The following is a 23,051-nucleotide window of genomic DNA, read 5'->3' as shown; positions in this document are numbered from 1 at the left end:
CTCCCCTTGCGGGAGAAGGTGCCCCGGAGGGGCGGATGAGGGGTGTTCGATCGCCTGGGCTTTTTTGTCGAAGCCCTATGACGTCCAACCCTCATCCGGCCTTCGGCCGCCTTCTCCCGCAAGGGGGGAAGGCATGCTCGCGACAGCCTGTCTTGATGGTTGTTCACAACCCATGAGTAAACCGCGTCACAGCCTCGGCGTCTTGGGCTTGATCGGCGCTGCGGTCGGGTCGACGCCCTGGGTCTTGAGCTTCCGCTTGTAGATGGCGTCGCCGCACGCGACGTACAGGACGTTGCGCTCCGGACCGCCGAAGCACAGGCCAGTCGCCGGGCCGCCTGGGGTCGGGATGATCGCGTTGACGCGCCCGGCCTGGTCGCAGACCTGGATTCCCATCCGGGTCGCCACGTAGAGCCGGCCGTCGCGATCGACGCACATGGCCCCCGCGCCCGCATCGTCGGCGTCGTCGGGGACGTGAAGGTGGTAATACTTCTGGCCGTACTTGGGTGCGCCGTCCTCCTGAACCTGGAAGCTGTACACCCACTTGCTGTCGGCGTCGGCGACGTAAAGTAGCGATTGGTCGGGCGAAAGGGCAAGTCCGCCAATCGACGACACGGCCGGTTCGAGGGGAGCTACATCAGCGTCTGCACTCGTCATCAGCCAGGCGCCGCCCGTTGCATCGAAATACTGCCCCTTGTGATTCGTGATGCGGCCGTCGAGCGCGGCACCCAGCACTGCCGCGTTTTCGACGACCTTACTCGCGCGGCCGTTCGATTCGAGACGGCGGATCGTGGGCGCGGCGGCGGGTTCAAACGGTGAGGGGATTTCGGTTGCGGCCTGGCCGGGTCCGAAATAGATGGCGCCCGAGGCGTCCGCCGTCAGCCGATCGGCGCTGATGAGGCCCTCGGCGGCGGCCGTCCAGCCTTCGCCGGCAACGACGATCTCCTGAAGCTGCGCTGAGCCCGGTCCCGCTTTGATTTCGTTCGGCCAGCCTTTCCACAGCCATCGCATGGCGTCGGGGAAGATCTGGGTGGCGTGCTCGGCGCTATGGCCTCCCTTACCCCAGTTGTGTTCGACCTCATAACCGGCGAACGTGAGCGCCCGCTCCATCTCCTGGTTGGCCATCCACCAGTCGCCGCCGTAGATGTTCAGGTCGGAACTGCCGTCTTCCAGGAAGACCCGCAACGGCTTAGGCTCGTACTTGCGGATCAACGTCGGGTAGACGTTCCCCCCGCGCAGGCCGACGTAGGTGCCGATCGCGCTGAAGACCCGGCGGAACGAGTCGGGCCGCTCCCAGGCGGCGGTGAACGCGCAGATCGCGCCGCTGCTCGATCCGCCGATCGAGCGGTCGTCCCCTTTGGTCGAGATCCGCAGCTTGCGCCCGTCGGCGGCCGTCTTCTTCTCGACTTCCGGCAGGATCTCCTCGTTGATGAACCGGACGTAGGCGTCGCCGAGTCCGTCGTATTCATAGCTGCGATTGAAGCGGTCGAGCGCCTGGTCCGACGGCGCCTTGACCCTGCCGTGCATGACGAACACGCCGATCAAGACGGGGACCTCCCCCTTGTTGATCAGGTCGTCGAACACCTCGGGCGCCTTGTACTGGATTCCGTCCTGGCCGACGTACAGACAGGCCGGTTTGGCGGGGTCGTACTGCTTGGGAATATAGATCCAGTAGTCGCGCGTGGTGCCCGGGAAGATCTTGCTCTGGTCGAACGTGTGGTGCTGGACCTCCCCCTTGGGCGCGGTCGAGGCCGGTTCCTCGGCCCGGGCCGTCGAGGTGCCCAGGGCGACGAGGAGGATCGCTCCGAACCTGGTTACGATTCGGCAGGTGTTGATTCGCATCAGTTGATGGTTTCCTTGGATGAGCTTTCGATGGCGGAGAGAGCACGTTGGAAACCGATCATCCCCGGCCGCCCGGCGGATCGCCAGCAGGCTTTGAGATTCTTCGCGGAAATCGGCGGAATCTCTGTTCGAAAACGGTCGGCGTGATACACACTCAAAATGGAAGGGAGTGCATCGGGCTCTTTGACAAATCGGTTGTAGCGAAAGCATTGACTGGGAGTGTTGGTCGGAACGTGCGAAACGCATGGCGTGGCGCGTTTCGCCGTCGCGTCGCTTTCGGGCCGGGGGGAGAAAGGAAGATCGGGACGGCCTCGGACGTGTCGGAAAAGTGAGCGGACGAAGCCAATCTCGGCGGGTGGCGGGTCTCGGCTTCAAGGCGGACGGCGGACTGAAAAGTGAGCGGACGAACCCAATCCGCCCGGCGAGGGTTCGGCGGCAGAGCCGTCGGAGTGGCGAGGTCGAGAGCGAGAAACGAAGAGCTTTGGGCGCGATCGAAGCCAATCTCGGCGTTGCGTCTAAAGCTTTGTGAAATAGAGGTTTGCGGGTCGATTTTAGTCCCTGGAACAGGCGCGAACGAACCCAATCGGCGAGTGGCGGCCGGCGTCGTTGAGGAGGCGGTCGTCTGGGAATGGGGGCCGGTTTTCGGTGCAAACGAACCCAATCGGCGGGCGCTGTGGCGGTGTCTGCGATAGGAGCCCGTCCGGGGTTCCCGAGGCTTTTCCGGGAGCGGCCGGTCGGTAAGATCGGAACGTCGAGAGGTTGGATCGTTCCGCTTAAAAGGATCGGGGGAAACTCATGAATTGGATCGGTTACGCCTTGTTCTCGGCGCTTTTCGCGGGGCTCACGGCCCTGCTGGCCAAGATCGGGGTCAGCCACGTTCCGTCGAACGTGGCGACCCTGGTGCGGACCGTGGTGATCGTCTTTTTCGCGTCGGCCCTGGTCGCCGCCACGGGCGAGGTTCACCACGTCAAGTCGCTCACCGGCCGAGACTGGGCCGCGCTCGTCGGATCGGGATTGGCCACCGGGATCTCGTGGCTCTTCTACTTCGCGGCGCTCAAGAACGGCCCGATCTCGGGGGTCGCGCCGATCGACAAGCTGAGCTTCGTGATCGCCATGACGCTCGGCTTCGTGGTCCTCAAGGAGCCCGTTCGTCCCCTGACCCTCGTGGGGGCGGGGCTGATCGTGGTCGGCGTCTTGCTGACGCTCTCCTCGGTCCAGGAGAGCCTCAAAGGTCTGTTTTCGTGAAACGCGGCTTTGTCGGTTGAAGCGATTGTGTCGGGCCGCCGCAGTCCGACGAGCGAAATCGCCTGAATCTCGCGGCGACCAGCGCCGATAGACAGGTCGAAGAGTCTCTATTGAATCTCTACATTCTCGCGCTCTTGAGTTCACACCGAGGCTACGCTTGTCGCGCACAGCTGAGGCGAAGTCGCCTTGGTTTTTCATATCCGGGCCGAGGGTCGGCGTCGGACTGGGCCTGCTCCTGGCATTCGCGCTCGCGGGCTGCCGGCAGGTCGAGCACGCGCCGGCGCCGTCACTGTCGCCGGTGGTCGTCGCGACGTCACGGGTCGAGGTCCACAGGCGCAGCTCGCTCGTCCCCCGGGCCCGCGAGGCGCGCCGTGAAGGCCGCCGGCTTGAGCGGCAGGGTTCCGACGCGAGCGTGGATCGCTACTACGCGGCAGCGGTCTTCGCCTCGGCCGCGCTGACGGCGGCTTCGACCGCGACGACGCCCATCGACGACGCCGAGCTGATCGCGCTTCGCGACCTGTACAACGACGGGCTCCGCGATTGCCTCCTCGCCGCCCAGGCGTTCGGCCGGATCGACCCTTCGTCGCAGTTGGTGGTGAATACGCCGTCGGGCGCGACGACGGTGCCGATCGCGCATCGCGGCTTCGTGTGGCGGGCCGGCGATTTCGGAAGTCTGTGCGAGCCTACTCGGCCGGGTCGCAATACGAATGCTCATGCTTGCAACAATTATCCAGGACTGGGCGCGGATCTGGTCGTCGAGCGGCCCAACCCCAACGTGTCGGACGCCGATCGCTACCTGCCCCGGCTGGGGTGCTTCAACGCCACGGCGGTGCTTCGTCCCGACCTCGACGCCTGGCTGGGGATCCCCGGGACGCGGCCGCCGGTCGACGTGCTGGAACTGTACGATCCGCTGCGGGTGCGGACGGTGGGCTTCGCCGCTCGAAACTGGCGGATCACGGCCGACTACGACGCCGCGAACGCGCGAGCCTACGAGCTTCAGGAGAGCCGGGGGTCGTTCGCGCTCGCGGGCTTCGCCTTTCCCGACGTCCTGATCGACAAGGCCAAGGTCGTCATGCTGGAGCCCTACCAGCCCGGCAAGATTCCGGTGCTGTTCGTCCATGGGCTGCTCACCGACCCGTTCATCTTCAATGATATGATGATCGCCCTCCAGAAGACGCCGGGGTTCGTCGACCACTTTCAGATCTGGGTTTATCGCTATCCGACCGGCGTGCCGTGGTTCCGCACCGCCGCGATCTTGCGCGAGCAGATCCGCCAGGTCTCGGCGACCTTCGATCCCGGCGGGGGCGACGCCGGGATGCGGAACATGGTGCTGGCGGGGTACAGCATGGGAGGGCTGCTGTGCCGGCTTCAGGTCTCTTCGAGCGGCGACGCGCTCTGGAACATGGTGGCGAACCGTCCGATGGTGAGCTTGGTGATGTCGGACGAAGCGCGGCGACTGGCCACGGAGCTGTTCTACTTCGAGCCGGTGAGCAACGTCCGACGGGTGATCTTCCTCGCGACGCCTCACGGCGGCGGGTCGTGGGCGACGGGGGCCGTCGGTTCGGTGGCCACCCGCTTCGTCCGGCGGTCGCCCGACACGAAGCTGCTCATCGCCCAGGTCGATCGCGACAACCCCGGCGCCGTCCAGCCCACGCTTCGCGACCTGCCGACCAGCATCGATACGCTCATGGCGTGGAGCCCGTTCCTGGAGACGGTCCGGCGGCTGCCTATCAACCCCCGCGCGACGCTCCACACGATCGCCGGCCACGGCCTCGGCTCGCCCGAGCACGCGCGTGGAGACCTCGTAGTCCCGCTCTCCAGCGCCCATCTCGACGAGGCCGCCTCCGAGCACTGGGTGCGAGCGTTCCACAACGGCGTCTACTATCATCCCGACGCCATCGCCGAGGTTCAGCGCATCCTCGGCGAGCATCAGGCGGAAGTCCAGGCCGGCCGCTGGGAAAGCCATCCTGTCCCGGGTCCTGAGCGATTCCAAGACCCGGGGGGATGAAATCGCTCCTCACATCCAGACCTGTCGCAGCTCGGCCAGGGCGGCCGGCCGCGCGGTCGGAGAGGATTCGTCGCTGGCCTCGCGGACGAACAGGGAGTCGTCCGGCACCAGCCTGTTGACGGGGAACAAGGCCAGGACCTCCAGATCCACGCTCGGCGGTCCCTCACGCGTCAAGGGGAAGCCTCGACGAGCGGCCCTTCCTCCGCACAGCATTCGGTACATGGTCATCTCCTCGCAAGATGAGAACCCGTCGCGTCGGCTTGTCCGAAGGCCTTCCCCCCACAGAAAGGTGATCTCCGGTCGGGCCGCCGACCTTGTCGATGCGCCCGCTCTCTCTGTTATACGGTTACCATAGGACGTGTGGACCAGTCTTGATCCGTAGATTTAGTATTTTCAATCATGAATTGGCGCGGACGCGCTTTCCCGATCGGAATTCGGGTCCGAGTCGAGCGAGGCGACGGCGTCGATGTGAGGGGGAAAGCGGAGGCGGCTGGATGGCGTCAGTCCATGTCGGTGCGGAGCGATCGGGTGAGGACTTCGGCCAGCTCGTCGGCCCGCTGGCTGCCGATCAAGAGCCTGCCGCCGTCGGTGAGCACGAGGCGGACGCCTCGGTCGCCGCGCGCGGTGAGGACGCGCTCGCCGTCTCGGCCGGCGCGGACGCCCCAGCCGCCGTGGTCGGCGATCGGCCGGTATTCGACGACCTCGCAGGTTCGGATGTCGGCGATCGTCACCGAGCGACGGTAGATCGGAACCCAGCCGTACCAGACCGTGAGCACGTCTGGGGTGGCTTCGGTGGTCATGTGCAGGACGAAGACGGTCAGCAGCAAGGGAAGCCCCAGGCCGGCGCCGATCCCGAGGGCGAACTCCAGGTTCCAGGCGCGCGCCATGAGCGCGGCCGGCTCGGCGCGATAGGTCCACCAGAGCAGGCCCAGGCCGGCCGCGAGGAAGCCCGCGCCGAGCAGGGTGTAGACCCGCCAATCGAAGTATTGCTCTTCGTGGAAGAGGGTCGCGGCGGGTCGCATGGTCACCACGCTGGACACGCTCAGAGCCCTCCCCGAATTCCGCCGGACTGGGCCTCGGCTTCGGCGTCGGGTCGAGACGAGGCGGCCTCGGTCGAACCCTCCGGCTCGGCGCGGTTCCAGCGTCCCAGAGTGCGACGGACCGCCTGATAACCCATGTCGGCGACGCGGTCGACGGGAATCCGCCACAGGTGCGGGTTGAGTACTTCGAGCGACACCGGGCCGTCGTAGCCGATCGCGCCCAAGTGGTCGAGGATCGGTTCGATCTGAAAGTCGCCCTCGCCCGGAAAGATCCGGTCGCCGTCGCCGGCCAACTCGCGAGGCGTGCCGCTCAGGTCGCAGATCTGGACCCAGGCGAGGTTGTTGCGGTCGAGGTAGGCGAAGTCCTCGAACTTGCTCGGCCCCGTGTAGTAGTGGAACAGGTCGAGGCAAACGCCGACGTGGGGCGACCGGCACTGCGCGATCAGGGCCAGCGTGGTGTCGAGGCTGGAGCAGAACGCGGCGCCTTTCTGGAACTCGACCGCCAGCCGGACCCCGAACGAGCCGGCCAGCTCGCCCGCCTCGGCCAGCGAGGCCGCGGCGAGCGGGTAGTCCTCGGCCTTCAGCTCACGGTTGAAATCGACCGCGACGACCAGCGTGGGGACGTCCAGCTCGCGGAGCACGGCGAGCCGGCTCCGAAAGTGTTCCCAGTGGGCCGCGCGCTCCGCCCCGCGCGAGAGCAGCAGCCCCCCCTGGGCCGAGGCCGCCGCCGCCCGCAGTCCGCTCGCATCCAGCAGCGCGCGCAGGTCGGCGACGGTGTGGTCGCGGAGATACGTCTCGACCTTCGTCAGCCAGAGCTCGATCGTGGTCCAGCCGCTCTTCGGGTAGGCCGTCAGGTCGGCCTCCAGCGAGGTGCTCATCGTCGTGGCCTGGCTGATGCAAGGAATCATGGGGAACCCGTCCGTCTCGCTTGACGTTGCAACCTGAAGAATCATCCGACGACCGCTCCGGCGGTCAAGCCCCTTCGGGGATCGACCGGCCTTCGAGCAGGTCGCGGAGGGCCTGGGCCGCGCCGGCCGCCGGCACGCGCCACTGGCGGCAACTGTCGCGGTCGCGGAACGTCACGGTGTCGTCGGTCGTGGTCTGGCTGTCGACCGTGATGCAGAACGGCGTCCCCGCCTCGTCCTGACGGCGATAGCGGCGGCCGATGGCCCCCTTCTCGTCGTAATAGACGTTGTTGTGCTTCTTCAGCTCGCGGTAGATCGCCTCGGCCTTTTCGGGCATGCCGTCGCGCTTCACCAGCGGGAAGACGGCCGCCTTCACCGGCGCGATCCGAGGGTGGAATTTGAGCACCGTGCGACTCTCGCCGCCGACCTCGTCCTCGGTGTAGGCCTCGCAGAGGAAGGCCAGGGTCGCCCGGTCGGCGCCCGCCGACGGCTCGACGACGTGCGGGGTGAACCGCTCTTTGCGCTCTTCGTCGAAGTAGCTGAGGTCCTTGCCGCTGAACTTCATGTGCTGGGTGAGGTCGTAGTCGCCGCGATGCGCGACGCCTTCCAGCTCGCTGACGCCGAACGGGAACGCGTATTCAATGTCGGCGGTGGCCGTCGAGTAGAACGCCAGCTCCTCGGCGTCGTGGTCGCGAAGCCGCAGCTTCTCCGACTTCAGGCCGAGGCTCGTGTACCACTCGAACCGAGCCTTCCGCCAGTAGGCGTACCATTCCGGCGCCTCTTCGGGACGGCAGAAGAATTCGATCTCCATCTGCTCGAATTCACGCGAGCGGAACGTGAAGTTGCGCGGGTTGATCTCGTTGCGGAAGCTCTTGCCGATCTGGGCGATGCCGAAGGGGAGCTTGACCCGCGCAGTGTCGACCACGTTCTTGAAGTTGGCGAAGATGCCCTGCGCCGTCTCGGGGCGGAGGTAGGCGACGTTCGACTCGTGTTCGAGGGCGCCGACGAACGTCTTGAACATCAGGTTGAACGAGCGCGGCTCGGTGAGCGTGCCGCGGTCTTCGGTCGACGGGCCGATGACCTTCTCGCGGTCGGCGACGTCAATCTGCATGTAGGGGATGACCGTCGGCGGGGCGGTGGGCTTGCCGAATTTCTTGGCGAGCTTGGCGGCCCGTTTCTCCGGCGCCTCGGCCGCGTCCTCGGGCGAAGCTCCCAGGCCCGCGAGCCAGGCTTCGGTCGGCTCCCCCTTATGGTTGACGGCCGGGAAGATGTAGACGAAGACGTAGAGCTGGTCGGCCCGGTAGCGTTCTTTGGAGGCCCGGCAGTCGACCATCGGGTCGCTGAACCCGCCGACGTGGCCCGACGCTTCCCAGACCTTCGGATTCATGATGATCGAGCAGTCCAGGCCGACCATGTCGTCGCGCATCTGGACGTTGTCGCGCCACCAGGCTTCCTTGATGTTCCGCTTCAGCTCGACGCCCAGCGGGCCGTAGTCCCAGAAGCCGTTGATTCCGCCATAGACCTCGCTCGAAGGAAACACGAAGCCCCGCCGCTTGCAGAGCGAGACCAGCTTGTCCATTTCCACTTCCATCGTCGATCCTGCTTTCTGCTTTTAAAGCTTAACTCGCTCTGTCTGTCTGGAGGTCGCGTGACTGGGCCGATTCTAGCTCGCCGCGACCAGGCGAAGAGGATCGCGGCGAAGTTCGACGGCCAACTGATAGCCGCCGCGGTTGAGCGCGGCGGCGTCGGCGATATCAGCCTCGAATCCCAATTCCATGACGCGACGTCCTCCGGCCCCCCGTTTCAGGTAGCGGGTCAGCGGGCGATCGTCGTCGGTCTTGGCGTGGCCCTTGCCCCCGCCCTTGAACCAGACGGCGTCCTCGACCCGGGCCCAGAGGCCTCGGACGATTTCGGCCTCGTCGTTGTCGAGCGTGTGTTCAAGGTCCGCGAAGTGTCCGGCGAAGGCGCCGGCGAGCAGCGCGTCTTCATAGCTGACGGCGCCCTCGGTCCCGGCGCAGACCAGATGCACCGGCCGCTTCTCGTGGAGCAGGCGTTGCGCCGTGGCGGCGAAGTTGACGAACGCGCCCACGAGCACCACTTCGGCGTCGAGGCTCGCGAGGATCGCCTTCGTGCCGTTGGTCGTCGTCATGACCAGGGTCTTCCCCCGGCAGACGTCGGCCGTGCACGCCCCGGGAGAGTTGCCGAGGTCGAAGCCCTCGATTGGGACGCCGTGCCGCTCGCCCGCGAGCAGGGCCGAGCCGGGCGGCAGACCCCCGGCGATCCGCCAGGCTTCGTCGATCTCGCCGCACGGGATCACCGCGTCGCAACCCGCGGCCAGGGCGTGGACGATCATCGTCGAGGCGCGGAGCACGTCGATCACGACCGCGACCCCTCCTCGAAGCGCGCCTGCGGGAATCAAACTCGGCAGTAAATGCACGAACGTCATTCGCCACGTCCTCCCCCGCCCCCTTCCACCTCCGGGAACGGGCGTCTCCACGTCCTTAGCCCAAAACTATCGGAATTATGGCACAATCGGGCCGATCTGGGGAGCCCCCGCCGGCCGATCGAGCGTTCCCCGCCCGCTCGCCGGTCGCGTCGCGACGAGGGGCGGGTTTCTCGGGCCTTCGCCTTCCCAGGCAGGCCCGTTTCTTGTACCCTCCGGTCCGTGACTGCGCGGTCGTCCGAGCGGCCGCCCTCGGCAACGCCGACGACCGATCGTCGAACGCGTTCTCGATCGCTGTCCGCCTATTTTCGTCGTCTTGATGCGAGGTGCATGGATGCACGAGCCGAAGGGACGATACCTTTCGCCGACCGGCCCACGCGGGTTTATCAACGACCTGGTTCACTTCGCACACAAGGTCCCATCGGCCCCGGTGAGCCGGACGTTCAACGTCTCGGCGCTGCGCGACCCGCGAATTCGCCATCTTTCACGGCCGTCTTGGTCGTGCTTGTTCATGAAGGCGTACGCCCTGGTTGGGTCCGAGCACGCACCGCTGCGGCGGTCGTACCTCGAATTCCCCTGGCCGCGGATCTACGAACATCCGTACATGAACTGCGCTCTGGCGATCGAGCGGACGTACCAGGGTGAGGAGGGGGTCTTCGTCGGCCTCTTCCGGGCGCCCGAGCAGCAGTCGCTGGTGCAGCTTCAGGCCGCGCTCCGCTGGTACAAGCACGAGCCCCTGGAGAAGGTCGGCTTCTACCGCCAGGCCCTTCGCTTCAGCAAGGTGCCGCGGCCGGTGCGGCGGTTCCTCTGGTGGAGCACGCTCAACATCTCGGGCTTCAAGCGGTGCAAGCGGTTCGGCACCTTCGGCCTGAGCAGCTACGGCGCGCTCGGCGCGGAGCAGATTCACCCGATCTCGCCGCTGACCACCACGCTCACCTTCGGGCCGATCGACCCCGTCGCCGGCCGCGTGATGGTCAAGCTGATCTACGACCACCGCGTCCTCGACGGCGCGTTCGTCGCCCGCCGGCTTCGCGAGATCGAGGAGGTCCTCAACGGGGCGATCCTCGACGAGCTGCTCAAAGATCCCGGCCCGGCGCCCGCCCAGGAGCCGCCGCGCAACGTCGAACCGTTGCTCAAGCCGCACCTGCCGGGGCTGGCCCCGCCCCAGGTCTCCGGCTTCGCCGATCAACCCGCCGTCAACCAGCGCTCCGGGGCCGCCGAGCCCGCCTGACCGCCGACCTTCCCGACGGCAAAGGCGAACGACGAGCAGGGGGCCCGCGCCCCCTGCTCGATTCGAGAAGCCTACAACGGCGGATGAGCGGCCGTCGTTGTCAGGACGTCGGCAGGTTGGTCACGTCCTGGTCGGTCGAGATCCGGACGTCGAGCCGGCTCATCAGCTTCTTGAGCCCGTCTTCCTTGGCGTTGATGAACAGCACGTTGTCCATGATGATCGCGCGATCGACGTTCGGAACGTGCATCACCAGCCGCCCCGCGCCGAGCATCCAGAACTCGAGCACGTCGGGGATCTCCTTGTCGAACTTCAGGTTCATCGTCGGGAACCGTTCGAGGTCGCTCAAGGGGCCGTGGTGGTGGAGAATCTCGTTGGGGAGAATCTCCCAGTAGTCGAGCCAGCGGGTGATGTAAACCACGCCCAGCACGACCACCACCATCAGGAAGTAGAGGAAATAGAAGCCCGCGTTGGCGAACATGTAGGTCTGTTCGAGCAACTTGTTGATCGGCTTCATGATGTTGATGTTGAAGTAGGCGCCTATCCAGAGCAGGAAGAAGAGGGTGAAGAGCACGGCCAGGATGACCCCGACTAGCTCGAACCTCGGGAAGTCCAGGGCCATGACGATCAGATTGAAGGCCAGGACGGTCAGGAACAACACGCCCAGAAGATTCTGGGGCGTCCGGAATCGTTCCAGTTTGGTCATGTGCGCGACCTCGCTCTGGACGGCCGCGGGGTCCGAGGGTGCCCCCGTCACCTTCACCACGGTCTCCTTGCTGGGGTCGTAGGTCTTATTTTGAAGCGAGACCATGCCCAGCGAGCAGATCAAGGCCACGATCGCCGACGGGAAGATGTAGATGACCTTGGGCCACATGAAGATCCGGATTCCCCGCTCGCGATCCCTCGACGACCTCGACGAGCTGGAAGCCGACGCTGAACCCTTCGCATCCGATGACATATCGAAACTCTCCACGCGGCAAGATCAGGTTGACGAAAGCACCTGCATCACTCAGCGCAAATCCAGAGGACGTCAGGTGTAGGGATTGCCGAATTGCAGCCAGCGAAAATCGTAACGCTGGGTCGAGCCCGGGTAAAGCCCCCCGAACCCCGCCCTCCGGAAAGTCGTTCGAGCCGCCGCCTTCGCTCGCCACGTCTTTCAGAGGCCGTGCAGATCTTCGCACAAAGCCGCTTGACCTTGGCCTCTGAATGCAGATTTCGTACCGGAACGGTGGACGTCGCCTCGTCGGATTCCGCGCGAAGCTGGGGAACCTATGGAATCGCACGAGCACGATTCATAAACTAAACTGGTTGCAGGTCCACGATCGCATGCATTTCCGTTCCGTTGTCGCATTCAGAAAGGTCGGTATGCCATGACGCCTCTCGTCCGAAGGTCGATCGCCGCGCTGGCCAGCACCGCATTCATGACGTTCGCGCTCGCCTCCGCCTTGCCGCTGAACGCCGCGCAGGATGCGGGAACGACCAAGACCAAAGCGCAAACGGCGAAGAAGAAGATCGCGAAGAAGGCCGAAACCACCTCCAAGAGCGATCAGGCCGCCGCGCCGGCTGCCGAGGAGGACGACGAGGCCGAAGCCAAGCCGAAAGCCAAGGGCGGCCGGCAGGCGCCTCCCGACGCCGAGCACCGCGTCCCCGCCTATTTCGGAGGCCTCAACCTGACCGAGGCTCAGAAGGAATCGATCTACAAGATCCAGGGCAAATACCATCCCCAGATCCAGGAGATCGAGAAGAAGGTCGAAGCCCTCCGCGAGCGGCAAAAGTCCGAGATCGAAGACGTCCTGACCGCTCCCCAGAAGAAAGCCCTCACCGAAGCCCGCAAAGCCGCCTCCGACCGCCGCAAGGCCGCCGCCAAGGCGAAGGACGGCAACTGACCCCAGCCGAACCAAGCGATCCAGGGGCCGCCCACCCGGCGCGGACCCTGGCTCGCGAGGCTTGCCAGAATCTCTCCGAATTGACCATCGCCGACCCGCGATGCGTCGCCGTTCGTTTTCCGCGCTGTTCTGGGGCCGCCGTGAACGGTTTCTGGAATTCACAACCTCCATGCGACCGCCGTGCAGGGAGACTAGAGCAAGGAAGGCTCCCCGTCTGACTTGTTTGGAGCCCGCGCGATCGTAAAATGTTGAACGGCGATGAGATTCGGAAGTTTTTTTGGGGCGAGTCATGCCCGGAACGACAGCAACCGCGCTTGATCGCGACAGCCTCGCAATGTGGTATGCGAGACGGCAGTGCCGATGCCCTCACGCTCTTCGTCCTCGACATGACCCCCTCCCAAAGCGTTCAATGTCCCTGCCGCCTGGGTGGACGCTCACGAACAGCCAAGAACTTGGTCGGCGGTAAGTCGTCCCGCTCCAGAAGCGTTGCAGCCAAAGGTACAGTAAGTGGCCATGTGGTTATGCAAATTCAGGAATTAATATATATGAGTTCGTACATCGACCCGCACATCCACATGGTTTCCCGGACGACCGACGACTACAAGCGGATGGCGGTCGCGGGGTGCGTCCTGGTCAGCGAGCCGGCGTTCTGGGCGGGGTTCGACCGCTCGGGGGTCGAGGGGTTCCGCGACTACTTTCGCCAGCTCATCGACTTCGAGAGCAAGCGGGCGGCGGCGTACGGGATCGCCCACTACTGCTGGCTCTGCATCAACGCCAAGGAGGCCGAGGACGTCGCGCTGTCGCGCCAGGTGATCGCCATGATCCCCGAGTTCCTCGACCGCCCGGGCGTGCTGGGGATCGGCGAGATCGGGCTCAACAAGAACACCAAGAACGAGTCGACCGTGTTCCTTGAACACCTCGACCTCGCCGCGCGCACCAACGAACTGATCCTGGTGCACACGCCCCACCTGGCCGACAAGTACCAGGGGACGCGGATGATCCTCGACATGCTCAAGGGCGATCGGCGGCTCAAGCCCGAGCGGATCTGCATCGATCACGTCGAGGAGCACACGATCCGGTTGGCCCTCGACGCCGGCCACTGGGTCGGCATGACGCTCTATCCGACCACCAAGTGCACCCCCGCCCGCGCGGCCGACATGATCGAGATGTACGGCGCTTCGCGGATCATGGTGAACTCGGCCGGCGACTGGGGGCACAGCGACCCCCTGGCCGTCCCCGAGTTCATCTTCGAGATGAAGCGCCGCGGCCACGACGACGCCTTGATCCGCACGGTCGTCCACGACAACCCGCTGGCGTTCTTCAGCCAATGCGCGCGGTTCGATCGATCCGCCGTCCCCCGCTCCTAGGCTGACCGACGCCAGGCCTATGAGCCGGGCAAGGCGACCCCGCTCGGGTTCCGCTGCATTTCCTCCAGGAGGATCGTGAGGTTGCGCTGCGCCCGGAAATTGCGAGGGTCGCTTCGAAGAACGCGCTCGTACTCCGTCGCGGCCTCCTCTCGTTTTCCTTGCCGATCGAGCGTATAAGCCAGGTTGAAGCGAGCCTCGATATAGTAGGGATAGAGCCGCAACGCCGATTCGAAATGCCCCGCCGCTTCGACGAAGCGATTCTGATCGACGAGCACCATCCCGATCGCCATGTGCGCACGAGGGGATTTCGGGTCTTCGGCCAGGCTGCGTTCGAGCAATTTTAGACCCTCGTCCGGGCGGGCTTTCGCCACGAGCATGCCCAGCCCGTAGTTCGCCTCGGGGAAGCTTGGATCGACTCGGACCGCTTCGCGATAGCAGGATTCCGCCTCGGCGGGCCGCCGCTGCTGCTCACGGATGGCACCGATCGCCGTCAAGTGGCGAGCCCGCGAGATCGTCCCCGCGCGGATCGCCTGCGCCATCATCGCCTCGCTGTCGCGCCATGTTTGGCATTGCCGCCAGGAGGCGGCGCCGAGTGCGACGACCGCGACGGCCGGTGCCGCCCACGCCACGAACTTGGAGAACCCCGGCCCCGGCGCGCTCCAGAGCCGCGTCAGCCCGTAAGCCAGGGCGACGTACAGCGGTATGGTCGAGAGATAGGCGTAGCGATCGGCCGTGATCCAGAAGCCGGACCGAAAAAAGCCCGACACCGGCGCGAGCAACACCAGGTAGGCGGCCCACGCGGCGAGGAGTCCCGGCGAGCGTCGTCGCACGACGATCGCGAACGTGGTGATCGCGATCACGGCCGCGACGGCGATGACGAGGCCGCGATTCCCGTCCGAAGTCGCATCGGGACTCTCGTAGAGCGCCGCGAGCGACGAGGGCCGGCCGGTCTTCTCCACGTAGAACCATGCGGAATACCCGGCTTCGAGAAGTCGTCGAGGCACCCCCACGCCGCCGGTCGCCTCCACGGGATAGGCGACGTACTTTCCCACGACGGCGGCGGTCAGGAACAGCAGGCCGATCGCCACGAACGGCAGCTTCTCCACGATCGCCGCCCGCCACGGTCGACCCGGCCTGGAAAACCGCCGCAGCGGGTAGGCGTCGAGGATCAAGAAGACGATGGGAAGAGGGAGCGCGATCGCCTTGCACGCGAGCGACGCGAAATACAGAAACCAGGAGACGGCCAGCCAGCCTCCGCGGCCGATCCGCGCGGGAGAACCGGACCGCAGATAGGCGAGCGTCGAAGTCATGGCGAACAGCGCGCTGGGCAGATAGGGCTGGCACGACGCCCAGGCGACGACCTCGACGCGCAACGGATGGACCGCGAAAACCAGGGCCGAGGTCGCCGCGGCGTAAAAGGACACGCCCGGCCGGCGTCCGACCGACGAGGGGAGGAGATCGACCACCACCGCGATCAACCGCGCGAGCACCAGCGCGTTGAGCAGATGCAGGACTAGGCTGACAAGGTGGTAGCCCCAGGCGAGCAACCCGAAGACGGCGTACTCGGCTTCAAACAGAATCCATGCAAGAGGTTGGTAGACCCCCATATGGAGCGTCGTGAGAGCCCATAGCAGGTGTGTCGGGCTCAACCCCCGGAAATCGAGGTTTTCGAGAAAATTCGACGGATCGTCGTAGAAGACCCAATCGTTGAACACGATCGGGAGAAACGCCGCTCCAACCCCGATCGCGACGAGTGCGCCAACGCCGAGGCGCGCCGGGAGTCCCACCGCAGCCGTCACGTCAAGAACCTTCGAGGATCGTTGGCCGCGACGCAGATCTCCGACCAATCGCGGTCGAGGCGTCATGGCCATGAAATCGACCAATCGAGCTCATGCCCCAGGGTCCTCTGAGAATGGATCGATGTCGCGTCGTGTCCCAACACGTGGGCGGGTCACGAAATGGCGCACCGCACCACATCGCACCGCACCGAGTCAGAGATTAGAGATCGACGGATCCGGGCGGCTTGCCGACGTGGATTCCCGGGGGCTTGGCTTCCTTCACTTTGCCCTTTGCCTTGCTGGTGGAAGCGACCGGTGGGGGCGTGGGCGGGGCGGCGGGTTTTTCCGCCTCGGGGGCGGCGCCGGAGTCGCAGCCGACGGCGATCGCCAGGCTGAACGGAAGCAACACGAGTGACTTGGGGAATCGCATCAAGATTGGCTCCTGGTTGGCTCGATCGATCACGAGAGGCTTGCCGGCCGCTGGTTTGGGAACCATGATCCGCCGATCCGCCGGGAATGACAAGAGCCTCGACGGTCTCGCGACGGCGTCGAGGCTGTCTTGTGGGTTGCGGACAACCATCAAAATAGGCCGTTGCGAGCATGCTTTCTCCCCAGCGGGAGAAGGCGGCCGAAGGCCGGATGAGGGGTGAGCACCATAGGAATTCATCGAAGGCCAAGGCGATCGAATACCCCTCATCCGCCGCTGCGCGGCACCTTCTCCCGCAAGGGGAGAAGGGAATCCGGCTCCACGTCCTCTGCAACTCAACTCAACTGCAAATCACGCTGTTGAAATCAATAAGCGTCGGCGCTGATGACCTCGCCGCTGGCTCGGCTGCCCAGGGCGCGGTAGGCGACGTAGTTGATGGAGTCTTTTACGAACCGCACCGAGCCGTCGGCCATGGCGAAGTTGCCGCCGCCGGGATGGTTGCTGCGGAAGGCCCACTGGCCGAGCTTCATGCATGAGGGGAGGCCCGAGGCGTTTTTGACAGGGTCGGCCCAGTCGGGCGGCTGAACCGGGATGGCGAAGCAGGCGGCGATGACCGCCCCCGTGGTGTCGGGAGGGGAGTTCAGTCGGGGAACAACGAAGGCACCTGACGTCGGACGCGTGTCGCCTGGCCAGAACGGAGAGCTGGCCGACCACGGCGGTCCCGCGAAGGCCCCGGTGACATTGGCGAACTGGAAATTCGATCCGCCGGGTTCATTGCGAAACCGCGACATCTCGCCGAACAGGAACGTGTTGCTCGTGCCGTCGGTCACATTGGCGATCCGGACGATGCTTTCGGGCATGAACATGCCGTCGCCGCCGCCGTAGTTGCAGGTCGAGTAATAAGGGGATGATGAGTCGGGCAGAGCGCTCAAAGCCCAGTTGAAGTAGATGTTTTCCTGCGACCCGCGATTCATTCCGTAGGAATTCTGGGTCGTCGCGATGAACTGGGTGAGGTCCACCGACTCCGCATCGGTGTCTGAGGGGCAGAGGAACGTCTTCACCTTGGCCAGGGTCGCCGTGTTGTTGACGACGCTGTTGTACGGCCGCTGAAGGTTGTAGGCCGAGAAGGCGGCCCCCCCCTCCAGGAACGGAAGCATGAAATTGAACGCCGAGTGGCCGATGAACACCGTGCAAGGGGTCGTGACCGAACTGCTGTAGGGGGTGAACTGCGCGGCTCGGTTGCCCATGGGGAACGAGCCCTGGGCCGATTCGTAGTTGTACGCGGCCAACCCGATCTGCTTCAAATTGTTGATGCACTGGGCCCTGCGCGCCGCCTCGCGCGCCGACTGCACCGCCGGCAGCAAGAGCGCGATCAGGACGGCGATGATCGCGATGACGACCAAAAGCTCGATCAGCGTGAAACCGCCTGGCGGAGAATCGGGGCGAGATCGCGATCTCATGGATTGGTCCTTGCGAAGAAGATTCTCGAATGGGACGAATCTGACGCGGTGGGCGTAATTCTTAATTTAAGCGTTAACGCAAGCACGCTGTCAATTAAGAAAGCCGAGGCCATTGACGTCGTTGCCAGGCGGTGAGCGAGGATCGGACGGGATCGAAGTCGACTCGCTCATTGACACGCTGTTCCCTACAACATGCGTGCCAGGCGAGCCTCGCCGCGACCTGGGGAGGATCGCTCCTAAACGTTTGTGATCCCTGCCCCTTCCCTCACGAGCGTGAAGAAGGAAGACCTTCATGGACTACGGGCGAAGCGTCTTGATCGGCGGGGCTGCCTTGGAGAGTGGTGCAATCATACGGTTCATCCGACGTTCAAATCAAGACATTTGACGAAAATCGACAAGATCGCTCGGCGAAACGTGGGTCTCCAGGGAGCCAGTCCCCAAGCGGGATGAAAATTGCTCGAACAAAAGAAGTGGGGCGGTACGGTCACCCCCCGCCGCTGGCGGACCGACCGCATCGACTTCGGCGGACGCCCCGGGGAGAGGCTGAGGGGCCAGCCGGGCGGACGCGGAGAATTTGGGCCCATGCAATACGTGTCGAACGCAATTGTACTCCGAGGATTCGCAACGGCTAGTGTGAAAATCCGGATAGCCGGATCATCAACCCTTGCAACATGAATACGTTCGAGAATCGATTTGATGACACCCTCTTGCCTTTCGCCGCCTGGCGGGCCGTCGAGAGCGTGCGGGCGGGGCCGACGGGACGCGTGGTCAGTACTTCGACGGCGGGCCTTCCGGGTCCGCCGCGCTGTATTCCCGCCGTTTTTGGAAGGTCTGTTTCCCCTTGGAAGTGGGGCCCTTCTTGGCGTCAGGCGCGACGGCCGCAGTCGAAGCGGCGGTCGAGGTCGCGGAAGGGGGCGGCGTGGATTCGCCGCAACCGGTGGACATGAACGCGAGGACGGTCGAGAGAACGAGGCCGTGAGCGAGCCGCATACGAATCTCCATCGATAGTCGTGTACGGGAAGGCGCGAGTCGCCGAGCGACGCCCGACGGCTCGCGCCGCTGAGGTGGTCAATACGAATCAGCGCTGATCACCTCCGCGCCGGCGCGGGTGCCCAGGCCGCGGTAGGCCGCCATGTTGACGGAATCCTTGACGAACCGCACCGAGCCGTCGGCCATGGAGAAATTGCCGCCGCCGGGGTGCTGGCTGCGGAAGGCCCACTGGCCGAGGTTCATGCAGGCGGCCAGGGCGGCGGGGCTCTGGATGGCCGGATTGAACCAATCGGTAGGGACGATGGGGGCAGAGAAGCACGCGCTGAAGATGTCGCCCTTGCGGTCGGGAGGGGCGTTGAGTCTGGGGATGACGAACGCGCCGGTCTGGGGGCGGACTTCGTTGTCGAAGAATCCGATCCCCGTCGCCCCCGCGCCCATGGAGAAGGCGGCGGTCGCGTTGACCTCATTGTAGACGCCGGGGCCCTTGTTGTCGTTCCACCGCGACATCTCGCCGAACAGGAACGTGTTGCTCGTGCCGTCGGTCACCCCCGAGATCCGGACGGACGAGTCCATGCCGAACATGCCGTCGCCGGGGTCGGCATTGCACTTGTCGTAGTAGGGGGCCCCGGGATCGGGGAAGGCGGCCACGGCCCAGTTGAAGTAGATGTTCTCGTTGCGGCCGCGGCTCATGCCGTAAGAGCCGTGGGTGTACTGGGTGAGCGTCGGGTCGAAGGCTTTCGGCACCCAGTCGAGGTCGGACGGGCAGATGAAGCTGTTCACCGTGGTATGCGCTGCGGTCAGGTTGTATCCGCTCCGCGCCGTGTAGACGAAGTTGTAGGAGTTGTACTGATTACCGCCTTCGATGAACGGCAAGATGTAGTTGAACACCGTGTGCATCATCCACCAGGTGTTCGTGCACGAGCCGCCAGTCGGCTCGGCGAACATCATGTACCGGCTGCCCATCGGGAAACACCCCTGGGACGATTCGTAGTTGTGGCAGGCCAGCGCGATTTGCTTCAAGTTGTTGACGCACTGGGCCCTGCGAGCCGCCTCGCGCGCCGACTGCACCGCCGGCAGCAAGAGCGCGATCAGGACGGCGATGATCGCGATCACCACCAGAAGTTCGATCAGCGTGAAGCCGCCGGACGCTCCCGGGCGGCGGACTGAGTCTTTCATGGTGAGCACCTTTCATCGAAACGACGAAGTCATGACCTGGACGAGAAAGAAAAAAAGAAAAGAGGGCGCGACCGCGATCGATCGAGCTGAAGATGACCAGGAAAACGGAAGTTGATCGTCGACGTCGAGTGGCGACGACTGACTCGACCGAGATTTGGGCGTCTCACCTGGCGAGCGGAAGATCACGGACCGAACGCATCGCGGTTCGATGACGCGACCCGCGCCAAGAACGCCGGGCGGGTCGGATTTCAAGCCTGCTTGGGCGACGCTCGATTCGAAACACTTCGTTCGACGGGGGAAATGTCCGAAAGAATTCGAATTACTGGATCGCTCGTTCGAACCGGATGACAGCGAGAGGTTGGAGTGCTCTCAGGTTCGATGGCGGTCTGGGACCGGAGCCGAGGTTCCATGAACGCGAAATCAGAAGGCGTTACCGTTACGGAGAGAGGAGTTCACGAGGCGTTGAACCAAGAAAGCGACTGATCCGTGATCTTCGGTGCGTGACGTCGATGATCAGATCGAAGAGTTTTCCTGATGAAAATGAGAGACCTGGCTGGATTTCAAAATTTATCACTCTTTGGGCGGAAATTGCAACACCCTCGTCCAAGAAATCGTGACTTGCGCTTCCCGGAGGCATCGTTCAGTCGAGCATCGGCGTCAAAAAATCCCGCGCCCGACGCACGGCGTCGGCCCCCATCTGGCTATGTCGGCTGAGTTCGACGTGCAAGCCGCCCGAGTAGCCGACCGACCGGAGGGCTTCGAGGATCGGCGGGAAGTCCATCGTCCCCTCGCCGAACATGAGGTGTTCATGCACACCTCGATTCATATCTTCGACGTGGACGTTGGCGATTCGCGACCCCCACTGGCGGACGTGTTCGGCGACGTCGCCGGACTCGATGCAGTGGACGTGCCCAAGGTCGACGGTCAGGTCGAAGAGGGGATGTCGAATCCGCTGGTCGAGCTGATCGAAGCGGTTGAACGTGTCGATGAACATGCCCGGCTCGGGCTCGAACGCCAGCCGAACCCCGCGCGTCTCGGCGTGGGTGATCACGGGGCCGAGCGCCTTGGCCAGTCGTTCCATCGCGGCGTCCTCGGACGAGCCGTCGCGGAGAATCCCCGACCAGAACGAGACGACGCCCGAATCCAGCTCCACGGCCAGGTCGACGGCGCGGCGGAGGAAGTCGACCCGGACGGCCCGGCGGGCGGGGTCGGGGTCCATCAGGGTCGGGTCGTGCTTGAGCCGGGGGTTGAGCAGGAAACGCGCGCCGGTCTCGACCACCCGGCCGAGGCCGTGGCGGTCGAGCAGGCGGCGGATCTCGGCCGTCTGGCGGGCGAGATCCGACGGGTCGTCGTAGGGATCGAGCGCGGCGGCGTCGAGCGTGATCGCCACGCTCTGGTAGCCCTCGTCAGCCAGCAGCGCGACGGCGTCGGTCAGCCGGTGGTGGGCGAGTCCGTTCGTGTTGTATCCCAGACGCATCTCGGGCGTCCTCCCTCAGGTCGAGTAGAGCCAGCGGGCCAGGACGAACGCTGGAGGCCAGAAGAGCGCGACGGCGAGCGCGGCCTGCGGCCCCCGGATCGAGGCGACGAGAGCCACGTCGATCCAGACCAGGGACAGCACGCCCGTCTTGACGGCCCCTTGCAAGAATCGGGGCGACGGCTCTCTTAGGGCGCGAGAGGCCGCCAGGTTGACCGTCAGGGCGACGACGACGAGGACCAAAAGCCCTTCCAGCGGGATCAACGGCGGATCGACCGGCGGCGCAGGAAACCTTCGGGGGCTGAGGGCCGCGCCGGCCAGCCCGAGGAACGCCAGGTTCTGGATCGCCAGGCCGATCAGCAGGTTGCGGGTTTCGCCCGTCTTCGTTTCGGAACGACTGATCCAGGTCACGCCGGCGACGAACAGGCCGAACGACCCGGCCGCCAGCCACGCGGCGGGGCCTCCCAGGGCAGGCGCCGCGCTCATGCCCAGCAGCATGTTGAGGCCCCGGCACGAGCCCATAACCTCGGGACCGAGAATCGTGTGCTTGAGTCCCGCGTTGTACCCGACGATTGCGATCGCCAGGAGCGCGGCGACGATCAGGGTCGCGACGGCCCCCCCTGCTCCGGCGGCGGCGAGCAAGAGGCCCAGCGCGAGCCCTCCCCAGCCGATCCCGGCGGCGACGCGCGGCGAGACGCGGCCGGAAGGGAGCGGGCGAGCGGGGCGTTCGAGGCGGTCGACCTCGACGTCGAACCAGTCGTTGAGCGCCATGCCCGCCGCGTACAGGCTCATTGACGCGCCGACCAGCGGCAGCCAGCGCGCTGGCGCGTTCAGCGCGCCGCCGATGAGCAGCCAGCCGGCGAGGCTGTCGGCCCCGGCGGCGGCAACGTTGGGGAGTCGGATCAACTGGAGCAGCGGGAAGACGGATCGTCGCATCAGATCAGCGGCTTCAAGACGTTGTAGGCCTGGCGAGCGGCCTCGTCGGGGTTCTCCTGGGACGGATAGAGCTCGACCGTCAGCCAGCCGTCGTAGCCCGTCTTGCGGATCGCGGCGATCACCTCGGCGAAGTCGATCGCGCCGTCGCCGGGAGGCAGGTGATGATGGACCCGCGTCGCGGCGATGTCTTCCAGGTGGTAGTGCCGCGTGTAAGGCGCGAGCGCGGCGATGGCTTTCGGCAGGTCTTCGCTCATGCAGTAGGCGTGGCCGACGTCGAAGTTCAGGCCCAGCGCCGGCGAATTCACGCGGTCGGCCAATTCGACGTACTGGTCGGTCCGTTCGAGCAACAGGTCGGGCTCGGGCTCGATCAGGAGCAGGACGCCGACTTTTTCGGCGTGCTCGGCCAGGGGTTTGAGGACCTCGACGAACAGGTCGAGAGCCTCTTGTCGCGTCTGGCCGGGGGCGATGGGGCCGCCGGGCTCGGTCGTGATGTGCGGCGCTCCCAGCTCGGCGCAGAGTTCGAGTGCGCGGCGGGTGTGATCGATCCGGACCCGGCGGTAGTTCGGGTCGGGCTCGATGAAGGAAGGATGCCAGTACGGCTGACGGTGGTCGTTGACCGCGTTCATCATGAACGCGTTGACGTTCGAGAACTGCAAGCCGGTCCTGGCCATCGTCTCGCGGATGGCCCGCTTGGGGCCTTCCAGCAAGCCGGCCGGCCAGGCGTGCGGCACGTCGGCCAGGAGTTCGAGCCCCTGGTAGCCGATCGCCGCGATCCGCTCCGCGGTTTCGTCGAACGGATGGCGGAGATACGCGTTGGAGCTGAAAGCGAGTTTCACGGGCGAGTATCCG

The 23,051-nt window shown here is 65.2% G+C and carries 20 protein-coding genes; 5 read left to right on the top strand and 15 right to left on the bottom strand.

All coding sequences use genetic code 11. The features are described from left to right. Positions 1–186: 186 nt before the first annotated feature. The gene (locus BSF38_RS26940) at positions 187–1,839 is read right to left on the bottom strand and encodes an SMP-30/gluconolactonase/LRE family protein (protein WP_076350129.1); all 1,653 of its coding nucleotides are present in this window, start codon (positions 1,837–1,839) and stop codon (positions 187–189) included. Positions 1,840–2,634: 795 nt separating this feature from the next. On the opposite strand from BSF38_RS26940, the gene BSF38_RS26935 reads away from it, so the two are divergent. Both BSF38_RS26935 and BSF38_RS26930 read left to right on the top strand, forming a co-directional pair. Continuing rightward, positions 2,635–3,084 carry an EamA family transporter gene (locus BSF38_RS26935; protein WP_076350128.1) on the top strand — a complete coding sequence of 150 codons (450 nt, stop codon included), beginning with the start codon at positions 2,635–2,637 and terminating at the stop codon, positions 3,082–3,084. A 157-nt stretch (positions 3,085–3,241) separates the two neighbouring features. Further along, a complete protein-coding gene (locus BSF38_RS26930; protein WP_076350127.1) occupies positions 3,242–5,092 on the top strand; it encodes an esterase/lipase family protein in 1,851 nt (616 codons plus the stop codon). A 9-nt stretch (positions 5,093–5,101) separates the two neighbouring features. Here BSF38_RS26930 and BSF38_RS30985 read toward each other — a convergent pair whose 3' ends face one another. The 5 genes from BSF38_RS30985 to BSF38_RS26910 form a co-directional block, all read right to left on the bottom strand. Continuing rightward, positions 5,102–5,314 carry a hypothetical protein gene (locus BSF38_RS30985; protein ID WP_145952348.1) on the bottom strand — a complete coding sequence of 71 codons (213 nt, stop codon included), beginning with the start codon at positions 5,312–5,314 and terminating at the stop codon, positions 5,102–5,104. Positions 5,315–5,592: 278 nt separating this feature from the next. Continuing rightward, on the bottom strand, positions 5,593–6,132 hold the full coding sequence (locus BSF38_RS26925; protein ID WP_237170632.1) for a hypothetical protein: 540 nt from the start codon (positions 6,130–6,132) through the stop codon (positions 5,593–5,595). Positions 6,133–6,134: 2 nt separating this feature from the next. Then, a complete protein-coding gene (locus BSF38_RS26920) occupies positions 6,135–7,040 on the bottom strand; it encodes a sugar phosphate isomerase/epimerase family protein (protein WP_076350126.1) in 906 nt (301 codons plus the stop codon). 64 nt (positions 7,041–7,104) lie between these two features. Beyond that, on the bottom strand, positions 7,105–8,628 hold the full coding sequence (locus BSF38_RS26915; protein ID WP_210405650.1) for a glycine--tRNA ligase: 1,524 nt from the start codon (positions 8,626–8,628) through the stop codon (positions 7,105–7,107). Between the two features lie 72 nt (positions 8,629–8,700). Beyond that, positions 8,701–9,483, bottom strand: coding sequence for a 2-phosphosulfolactate phosphatase (locus BSF38_RS26910; RefSeq protein ID WP_076350125.1), 783 nt, complete (start codon positions 9,481–9,483; stop codon positions 8,701–8,703). 331 nt (positions 9,484–9,814) lie between these two features. Here BSF38_RS26910 and BSF38_RS26905 point away from each other — a divergent pair, with 331 nt between their 5' ends. Then, positions 9,815–10,711, top strand: coding sequence for a hypothetical protein (locus BSF38_RS26905; RefSeq protein ID WP_210405649.1), 897 nt, complete (start codon positions 9,815–9,817; stop codon positions 10,709–10,711). A 100-nt stretch (positions 10,712–10,811) separates the two neighbouring features. Here BSF38_RS26905 and BSF38_RS26900 read toward each other — a convergent pair whose 3' ends face one another. Continuing rightward, a complete protein-coding gene (locus BSF38_RS26900; RefSeq protein WP_237170631.1) occupies positions 10,812–11,582 on the bottom strand; it encodes a hypothetical protein in 771 nt (256 codons plus the stop codon). Between the two features lie 496 nt (positions 11,583–12,078). Here BSF38_RS26900 and BSF38_RS26895 point away from each other — a divergent pair, with 496 nt between their 5' ends. Beyond that, positions 12,079–12,594: a Spy/CpxP family protein refolding chaperone gene (locus BSF38_RS26895; RefSeq protein ID WP_083713579.1), complete on the top strand. Its 516-nt coding sequence runs from the start codon at positions 12,079–12,081 to the stop codon at positions 12,592–12,594. 545 nt (positions 12,595–13,139) lie between these two features. Continuing rightward, positions 13,140–13,961, top strand: a complete 822-nt coding sequence (locus tag BSF38_RS26890) for a TatD family hydrolase (protein WP_076350122.1) — start codon at positions 13,140–13,142, stop codon at positions 13,959–13,961. 17 nt (positions 13,962–13,978) lie between these two features. Here the strand turns inward: BSF38_RS26890 and BSF38_RS26885 are convergent, their stop codons facing one another. The 8 genes from BSF38_RS26885 to BSF38_RS26845 all read right to left on the bottom strand — a co-directional run bounded on the left by BSF38_RS26885 (position 13,979) and on the right by BSF38_RS26845 (position 23,038). Next, complete coding sequence (locus tag BSF38_RS26885; RefSeq protein WP_168189472.1) at positions 13,979–15,676, bottom strand: tetratricopeptide repeat protein; 1,698 nt, start codon at positions 15,674–15,676, stop codon at positions 13,979–13,981. Between the two features lie 283 nt (positions 15,677–15,959). Then, complete coding sequence (locus tag BSF38_RS26880; RefSeq protein ID WP_145952346.1) at positions 15,960–16,169, bottom strand: hypothetical protein; 210 nt, start codon at positions 16,167–16,169, stop codon at positions 15,960–15,962. Positions 16,170–16,531: 362 nt separating this feature from the next. Beyond that, positions 16,532–17,626 carry a DUF1559 domain-containing protein gene (locus BSF38_RS26875; RefSeq protein ID WP_076350119.1) on the bottom strand — a complete coding sequence of 365 codons (1,095 nt, stop codon included), beginning with the start codon at positions 17,624–17,626 and terminating at the stop codon, positions 16,532–16,534. A gap of 768 nt (positions 17,627–18,394) precedes the next feature. Then, positions 18,395–18,616 carry a hypothetical protein gene (locus tag BSF38_RS26870; RefSeq protein ID WP_076350118.1) on the bottom strand — a complete coding sequence of 74 codons (222 nt, stop codon included), beginning with the start codon at positions 18,614–18,616 and terminating at the stop codon, positions 18,395–18,397. 78 nt (positions 18,617–18,694) lie between these two features. Next, a complete protein-coding gene (locus BSF38_RS26865) occupies positions 18,695–19,792 on the bottom strand; it encodes a DUF1559 domain-containing protein (RefSeq protein ID WP_076350117.1) in 1,098 nt (365 codons plus the stop codon). Positions 19,793–20,432: 640 nt separating this feature from the next. Next, positions 20,433–21,269, bottom strand: a complete 837-nt coding sequence (locus tag BSF38_RS26855) for a sugar phosphate isomerase/epimerase family protein (RefSeq protein ID WP_076350115.1) — start codon at positions 21,267–21,269, stop codon at positions 20,433–20,435. A gap of 15 nt (positions 21,270–21,284) precedes the next feature. Continuing rightward, entirely contained in the window at positions 21,285–22,202 is a 918-nt protein-coding gene (locus BSF38_RS26850) for a UbiA family prenyltransferase (protein WP_076350114.1), read from the bottom strand. Continuing rightward, positions 22,202–23,038, bottom strand: coding sequence for a sugar phosphate isomerase/epimerase family protein (locus BSF38_RS26845; RefSeq protein WP_076350113.1), 837 nt, complete (start codon positions 23,036–23,038; stop codon positions 22,202–22,204). The genes BSF38_RS26850 and BSF38_RS26845 overlap by 1 nt, the downstream gene beginning before the upstream one ends. Between the last annotated feature and the right edge of the window lie 13 nt (positions 23,039–23,051).

The organism is Paludisphaera borealis, assembly GCF_001956985.1.
Classification (GTDB): Bacteria; Planctomycetota; Planctomycetia; order Isosphaerales; family Isosphaeraceae; genus Paludisphaera; species Paludisphaera borealis.
This window is presented reverse-complemented; position numbering and strand designations above follow the sequence as displayed.

What these genes read in the sequence shown, in the direction of transcription:
- BSF38_RS26880 (WP_145952346.1), bottom strand. Translation starts at nt 16,169, where the DNA reads ATGCGATTCCCCAAGTCACTCGTGTTGCTTCCGTTCAGCCTGGCGATC.
- BSF38_RS26915 (WP_210405650.1), bottom strand. Translation starts at nt 8,628, where the DNA reads ATGGAAGTGGAAATGGACAAGCTGGTCTCGCTCTGCAAGCGGCGGGGC.
- BSF38_RS26870 (WP_076350118.1), bottom strand. Translation starts at nt 18,616, where the DNA reads ATGCGGCTCGCTCACGGCCTCGTTCTCTCGACCGTCCTCGCGTTCATG.
- BSF38_RS26900 (WP_237170631.1), bottom strand. Translation starts at nt 11,582, where the DNA reads ATGTGGCCCAAGGTCATCTACATCTTCCCGTCGGCGATCGTGGCCTTG.
- BSF38_RS26850 (WP_076350114.1), bottom strand. Translation starts at nt 22,202, where the DNA reads ATGCGACGATCCGTCTTCCCGCTGCTCCAGTTGATCCGACTCCCCAAC.
- BSF38_RS26895 (WP_083713579.1), top strand. Translation starts at nt 12,079, where the DNA reads ATGACGCCTCTCGTCCGAAGGTCGATCGCCGCGCTGGCCAGCACCGCA.
- BSF38_RS26905 (WP_210405649.1), top strand. Translation starts at nt 9,815, where the DNA reads ATGCACGAGCCGAAGGGACGATACCTTTCGCCGACCGGCCCACGCGGG.
- BSF38_RS26920 (WP_076350126.1), bottom strand. Translation starts at nt 7,040, where the DNA reads ATGATTCCTTGCATCAGCCAGGCCACGACGATGAGCACCTCGCTGGAG.
- BSF38_RS26910 (WP_076350125.1), bottom strand. Translation starts at nt 9,483, where the DNA reads ATGACGTTCGTGCATTTACTGCCGAGTTTGATTCCCGCAGGCGCGCTT.
- BSF38_RS26875 (WP_076350119.1), bottom strand. Translation starts at nt 17,626, where the DNA reads ATGAGATCGCGATCTCGCCCCGATTCTCCGCCAGGCGGTTTCACGCTG.
- BSF38_RS26855 (WP_076350115.1), bottom strand. Translation starts at nt 21,269, where the DNA reads ATGCGTCTGGGATACAACACGAACGGACTCGCCCACCACCGGCTGACC.
- BSF38_RS26865 (WP_076350117.1), bottom strand. Translation starts at nt 19,792, where the DNA reads ATGAAAGACTCAGTCCGCCGCCCGGGAGCGTCCGGCGGCTTCACGCTG.
- BSF38_RS26940 (WP_076350129.1), bottom strand. Translation starts at nt 1,839, where the DNA reads ATGCGAATCAACACCTGCCGAATCGTAACCAGGTTCGGAGCGATCCTC.
- BSF38_RS30985 (WP_145952348.1), bottom strand. Translation starts at nt 5,314, where the DNA reads ATGTACCGAATGCTGTGCGGAGGAAGGGCCGCTCGTCGAGGCTTCCCC.
- BSF38_RS26935 (WP_076350128.1), top strand. Translation starts at nt 2,635, where the DNA reads ATGAATTGGATCGGTTACGCCTTGTTCTCGGCGCTTTTCGCGGGGCTC.
- BSF38_RS26890 (WP_076350122.1), top strand. Translation starts at nt 13,140, where the DNA reads ATGAGTTCGTACATCGACCCGCACATCCACATGGTTTCCCGGACGACC.